We start from the raw sequence: 6,824 nt of genomic DNA on the forward strand, positions 1-6,824 counted from the left end.
AGAAAAGAGGACTAATTATTATGCAAAGAATATTTGAAATTGACCCTTGGAAGGTCGTGACACATACATTAGATAAAGATAACAAACGTTTGCAAGAATCTATGACTTCAATTGGTAATGAATACATGGGGATGCGGGGAATGTTTGAAGAAAAATACTCAGATGATACCCACAAAGGAATTTACCTTGGAGGAGTATGGTTCCCAGACAAGACGCGGGTCGGTTGGTGGAAGAATGGCTATCCAGCTTACTTTGGTAAAGTTATTAATGCCGTTGACTTTGTTTCTGTTGATATCAAATTAAATAACAGTTCAATTGACCTAGCTAAAGATAAGTATTCTGATTTCGAGTTAGCTTTGGATATGAAAAAGGGGCTTTTGACTCGATCATATGTAGTGGAAAAAGAAGATGCAAAAGTCAAGGTAACTTCTGTTCGTTTTGTCAGTGCTGACTTTAAAGAGCTTTATGCTAACAAGTTATCTTTTGAAAACTTGGGACAAAAGGCCGTTAAGGTTGAGGTTGATTCTTTCATTGATGCTAATGTCTTTAATGAAGATGCTAATTACGATGAACATTTCTGGGAAGTACACGCAACTTCTAATACAAAACAAGGTTCTAAATTAGTTTCCGAAACTATTAAAAATAATTTTGGCACACCTCGTTTTACAGTTGAAATGGTCAGTGACCACAAAGGTAGTTTTGAAAGTATCGGGGCTTTTAAAGATGAAACAAAGACTGTTAACAGTTATGCCAAAAATTTAGAAGTAGGAGAAATTGCTGATTTTGAAAAAAGAGTTGTTGTAGTAACTTCTCGTGATTATGCCGATCAAACAAGTTTAGATAAAGCGGCTGAGGAATTATCACACAAGCAAAGTAAACTCTCCTTTGAAGAATTGCAAGAAGCTCAAGCAAATGTTTGGGCGAAACGTTGGGAAAAGGCGGATGTTAAAATTAAGGGCAATGATGAATCACAACAAGGGATTCGCTTCAATCTCTTCCAACTTTTCTCAACTTACTATGGTAATGATGCACGCTTGAACATTGGACCAAAAGGTTTTACTGGTGAAAAGTACGGTGGTGCTACTTACTGGGACACAGAAGCGTTTGCCGTTCCTTTATACCTTTCTTTAGCTGAACCATCTGTAACAAGAAACTTACTTGAATACCGTTACAAGCAATTACCAGGTGCTTTCCACAATGCAAAAGAACAAGGGTTGAAGGGTGCTTTATATCCAATGGTTACCTTCAATGGGATTGAATGTCATAATGAATGGGAAATTACATTTGAAGAAATTCATAGAAATGGAACCATTGCTTATGCTATTTACAATTACACTCGTTATACTGGGGATACTGAATATGTAACTCATGATGGGTTTGATGTTTTAGTAGGAATTGCTCGTTTCTGGGCTGATCGGGTTCATTTCTCTCAAAGAAAGCAAGTATATATGATTCATGGGGTAACTGGTCCTAATGAATATGAAAATAATGTTAATAACAACTGGTACACTAACCTTTTAGCACAATGGTGTTTACGGTATGCTAAAGAAGTTTCTAGTCAAGTTAGTCCTGAAAAATTAAGTCAATTAGGTTTAGAGTCAAAAGAACTTGCTAAATGGGAAGAAATCGCTGATAACATGTACTTGCCAGAAGATAAAGAACTTGGGATTTTTGTTCAACATGATGGTTTCTTAGACAAGGACTTACGACCTGTTTCAGAAATTCCTGCTGACCAATTACCATTGAACCAAAATTGGTCTTGGGATCATATCTTACGGTCACCATACATCAAGCAGGCTGATGTCTTGCAAGGGATTTACTACTTTATTGATAAATTTACAAAAGAAGAAAAAGCAAGAAACTTTGACTTCTATGAACAATACACGGTTCACGAATCATCTCTTTCACCATCTATTTATGCTATTGTTGCAGCGGACTTGCATAAAGAAGAAAAAGCTTTCGAACTTTACTCACGAACAGCACGACTTGACCTTGATAATTACAATAATGATACAGTTGATGGGTTACACGTTACATCTATGACCGGTTCATGGTTAGCTATTGTCCAAGGTTTTGCAGGTATGCGGGTTAAGGATGGTAAGTTATTCTTTGCACCATTTGTACCAAAACAATGGGATGGGTATGAATTTAGAATTAACTTTAGAGGTCGGTTACTTGAAGTTAAAGCAAGCAAGGATGTATCCCAAGTTAGTCTTTTAGAAGGACCAGCTTTAACAATTAATTTGAACGGTAAGGATTTAGAATTAAAGTAGGTGAAATTATGCAAGCAGCAGTATTTGATTTAGATGGGGTTGTAACCGATACAGCCAAATTCCACTTTCAAGCTTGGAGCAAGTTAGCTAAAGAAGAGTTTAATTTGGATTTACCAGCTAGTTTTGAAACAAATTTAAAAGGAATTAGTCGAACTGAATCTTTGGAAGCTATCTTAAAATTTGGAGACTTATTAGACAAGTATTCAAAAGAAGAAGTACAAAACTTAGCCAATAAGAAGAATGATTACTACGTTGAAGCTATTAGTAAATTAACTAAAGAAGATATTTTACCTGGTATTTCTAAGCTTTTGACAGATTTAAAAGCAAATGGTGTTAAATTAGCAGTAGCTTCAGCTTCAAAGAATGCACCATTTATTTTAGAAAAGCTTGGTTTAGCACATGTTTTTGATGCTGTAGCTGACCCAGCCAAAGTTAAAGCAGGAAAACCTGCTCCAGATATCTTTTTAGCTGGTGCTAAAGCAGTTGGAGTAGCCCCTAATCAATGTGTTGGTGTTGAAGATGCGGTTGCCGGAGTTTCAGCAATCAAAGCTGCAGACATGGTAGCAGTTGCAGTCGGAGATAAAAATGAATTAAGACAAGCAGATTGTGTGGTACCAACTACGAGAAATTTCACTTACCAACTTTTTAGTGATGTTTTTGATCGTTACCACAAATAATTAAATTAATATCAAATACAACTCTTTACGTAGAAGAAGCCAAAAGTGCGGGACTTTTGGCTTCTTTTTAGCTTTATTTTTGAGTGCGTTTTTTTGTCATAGAAAAATGCCTCACAATCGTTAGTCCTTTTGTCTAACAATTATAAGGCACTTCATGATGCAAACGCTTTTTAGTTTATCTTTGTAAGAAGTCCTTCAACCGTCTAGGTTTTTGGTCGGCTCTTTGGTTGATTAAAAGGACTAATTGTAACATAGTGGAAGGCAGGATGCTCTTCTTTTGATAGGCAATGTACTTGGCGTGCCAAGAAGTGGCAAACTTATTTTTATAGTTGCGTAATCCTTGGAAACCGTAAAGTTTATGGCCATATTCATAAATAAAGTGAGCGATTTGTTCACCTAAGAAGGAGAACTTATTTTGCCCGACATTAGCTAAGGGAGCCATGCCGAGATAAAACTGTTGGTAACCCTCTTCTTGCCCATAACGGAAAAGGCTGACGAAAACTTCGTCCATGATACCAGAAGGGGCGGTTTGACGATTATGGCGCATAAGGTCAATCGTCAAGATTTTCTTGCTACCAGTTGGCATCAAAGTCGCAAAGGCGACAGGTTCGCCCTTGGCGTCGGAAACCACCGCTATAGGCGCTTGGTTGAGGTAATTTTCAGAGAAAAAGCCGAGTGAGAAACCTTTTTCAGCTTGTTTTTCCAACCAACTATCGGATATAGTCTTTAATTTAGCGAATGCTTCAGGTGAGAAAGGTGGTTGCCAGATTTCAAACTGGTAACCTTCGCGGTCAAACTTATTGATTAAGGCTCGGGTTCCTTTCATTTTCTTACCCGTTAAAGTGAAATCAGCTAAATTCAACCAGGCGTCTTCCCCGTCTTTAATAAAGTCAAACCCATAGCTATGCAACAACATGGTCAAGTCTTCACCGACTTCATAAAAGACCAGTTCGTAGTCGTAGAGGTCGGCTTTTTCTAAGAAGGCCTCAATCGCGACTTCAAAGTAGGCGGAGTTTCCCACCGGTTCCCCCATAATGACCAATTTATTAACAGTTTTACGATACATGAAAAAGACTTGATCTTGGCCTTGGGCTTGGTAGAAGAAGAGATTTTTGTCGCCTAAAAAGGCAAGGTGACTAGTTTCATTGCCCCCAAAATTAGCAATCACAGCTTGGGCGCGACTTAAGTCCGGCTTTTCATCCACGAAGGGATCCTCACCGTGAGTCAGATAATGAATAATGGCGACCAAAACTAAAACAGCTAAGACAATTCCGATTAAACCTGAAAACCATAATCTTTGGTCCGGGAAAAAGAGTTGGGTGGGTACATGGTGATGGAGGGTAAATTTAGGCCGGTTGATAACGCCGACTAAAACATAGAGGATGAAACCACCCCCGAAGATGAGCCCATCAACCCAAAAAGCTCCCCAGGAATATTGCAATTGCTTGCGATAATAAGACTTAGATGATAGCAAGAGCAGTGTTAAAACAATTCCCAAATAAACAATCAGGGACAAGTTGAAGTTTTGGTAGAGGGTGTTCAAAATCCCAATCACCACGAAAACCAAAGTTGGTAGGTAAGCTTTTTTCACCCGCGAGTAAATTCCCCGCGCCAAGCCAAGCAAGGCAAAGGCGAAGAAAATATTGGTTAGTTGGTGGATAAATAAGAAGGTCAAAGGATAGAGGTTAACCAAAAATTTATTGCGGATTGTTAATTCTGGTACGGCTGATTCCATAAACATGAAGATACCCGAAAAGTACAGGAAAAGGGTAATCAAACTGTGGGCAAAACGGGATAAAGCTTCAGCAGGAATGCCATCAAAATAAGTATTAACCTTTGCTCCCATATTGTGCAAAAAGAAGAAAATTCCCAACGCAACGGGTATAAAGTAGTAGAAAATTCGGAAGTAAATAATCCACACTAAAATGGTTTCTTTAGGAATGCCTAAGTTTACTAATTCTAGTAACATGAAAACATCGAAGGAACCTAAGCCACCAGGAATCATCGAAACGATTCCAAGTACCGACGCGATGATGTAAAGGGGAAAAGCGTAAAGGAGTAAGTGGTTATCGACCCCGAGGACTTTTCCGATTAATAAGAAGAAGAGGGCGACAAAGCCCCATTCTAAGGTCGAGCCAAGTACTAAGCGCCAAGATTGGCGGGAGTTAAGGTCATGGAAAAATTTATTGTCCTTAAAGCGCGTCACGATAAACAAGAGGGGAAAGTAAAGCCCACTAAGTAGTAACCAAAACCAGTACTGGTGGAGGTCAACATTATCGTGGAGAAAGTAAATATCCAAGAGCGCTACCCAGGAAAGTACGGAAAGCCCCGATAATAAGAAAAGCGCAATTTTTGAAATTGCATAGAGAATTTCCTGGCGACTGGCACGATCTTTATAGAAAGTAGCCCGCATCGCTGCGCCCAAAAAGCCCCCAAAACCGGCAATATTCGTCAAGGTATTGGTAATCCAACCACTTTTAATAATGTATTTTTTCGAAAATTTTCCGGGTAAAAATTCAACAATTGTGAAGTCGTAAATCAGCATGGGGCTTACAGCAATCAGCCCGCAGACGAGCATGATGACAAAGTCTAAAGGTGAGCGTGAAGCGAGGTCAGCGCCAACACGACTCCAATCGGTGCCTTTTAGACTACGACCAATTTCGGCGACCACGAAGACCAAGACGGACAAAACGAAGAGCAATTTTAAAATGGTTGCCCGTCGAATCACGAAGTCTTTAATCTTGGTATAGAGTATGTGCATAATAAACTCCTCTCGTAATTTTCTTTTATAGCTAGAGCTAAGAAGAGAGTTCCACTTAGCTATAATATGATTATAGTGCAGAAGAAAGAGACTGACAATAATTAGAATAAGCAGGAGAAGGACTAAAATTTGTAACTGCTAGGGGGCTTAGCGCAAAAATAAGCCCGTGGTAGGATTGGAAATACCACGGGCTAGAGTTTGGATTGAAATATGTAACCTTTTAATTAAGGTACTTAGATAGTATAGCACAGAAAAAACTTTTTGTCACAGTTTTTATCAAAAAATTAATGAATTCGAACATTTTTTGATAAAAATGTTTTTTTAGGAGAATTCACTTGAGTATTTAATTTTCTCATGATACATTAATCAAAATTACTTGAAAATGTTTCTTAGATTACGAGGGGAAGGGATGATGAATTATGACAGTGAATGAACTCGGTACTGAAGTACCGAGCTTCTAGCACTGGCAGTCAGATACTGCCATGATACTAAAAGACGTTTAGGCAATGCACAACTATCACGAGGATAGTTGCAGTAGTCCTTGCGGACTCTCCGTTGGTGTATCGCACTCGTTTTGCACGCTCAGAGTGATACGCACACACCAACTCTTATAGCCATTTGGGGACGGCAAGACTCTGTCCCGCCCCGACCAAGGTTTATGCCTTGGTCTTTTTTTAGTTCACTTCAATTAACTTTGTAGCCGAAATTGGCTTACAAGATAGTGATGTTGAAGCTATTGTGCAAGGGGCTATGACCACCAACGAATACAAAAATACGCCGTTCGATCCGGATAAATATGCCCAAGCCATCCGTGAAGTGGATGCTTACGGTCAAAGTTTAGCATAACAACTAAAAGGTTCCTAGAAATAGGAGCCTTTTTTGCTTTGAAACAGTATTAGTCAGCGATTAAATGTCACAGTGTCTGTTAATAGGTGACACATTGTTGATTATGGAAAAGAGTTATAAATACATGAAGGAACCTTTGCATATTGGAAATGTTTAGACAATCTTCAAGACTAGGCTTATAATTTACAATAAGAAGAAATAATAACTTATCACGCGATTTGCTAGTTCGTAATATTTGAAAATTCGCAAAAAAAGCTTAACAGGGTT

At 38.6% G+C, this 6,824-nt stretch carries 3 protein-coding genes; 2 read left to right on the forward strand and 1 reads right to left on the reverse strand.

The genetic code is table 11. The features are described 5' to 3' along the window. Positions 1 to 20: 20 nt before the first annotated feature. Together FC36_RS02260 and pgmB are read left to right on the forward strand one after the other, a co-directional pair. The gene (locus FC36_RS02260; RefSeq protein WP_023860293.1) at positions 21 to 2,273 is read left to right on the forward strand and encodes a glycoside hydrolase family 65 protein; all 2,253 of its coding nucleotides are present in this window, start codon (positions 21 to 23) and stop codon (positions 2,271 to 2,273) included. 8 nt (positions 2,274 to 2,281) lie between these two features. Then, positions 2,282 to 2,950, forward strand: a complete 669-nt coding sequence (pgmB, locus tag FC36_RS02265) for a beta-phosphoglucomutase (RefSeq protein WP_023860292.1) — start codon at positions 2,282 to 2,284, stop codon at positions 2,948 to 2,950. A gap of 175 nt (positions 2,951 to 3,125) precedes the next feature. Here pgmB and mprF read toward each other — a convergent pair whose 3' ends face one another. Further along, positions 3,126 to 5,711 (reverse strand): bifunctional lysylphosphatidylglycerol flippase/synthetase MprF, encoded by a 2,586-nt coding sequence (gene mprF, locus FC36_RS02270; RefSeq protein ID WP_025021436.1) that lies wholly within the window; start codon positions 5,709 to 5,711, stop codon positions 3,126 to 3,128. Positions 5,712 to 6,824: the final 1,113 nt, after the last annotated feature.

Source organism: Ligilactobacillus equi DSM 15833 = JCM 10991 (genome assembly GCF_001435735.1).
Classification (GTDB): Bacteria; Bacillota; Bacilli; order Lactobacillales; family Lactobacillaceae; genus Ligilactobacillus; species Ligilactobacillus equi.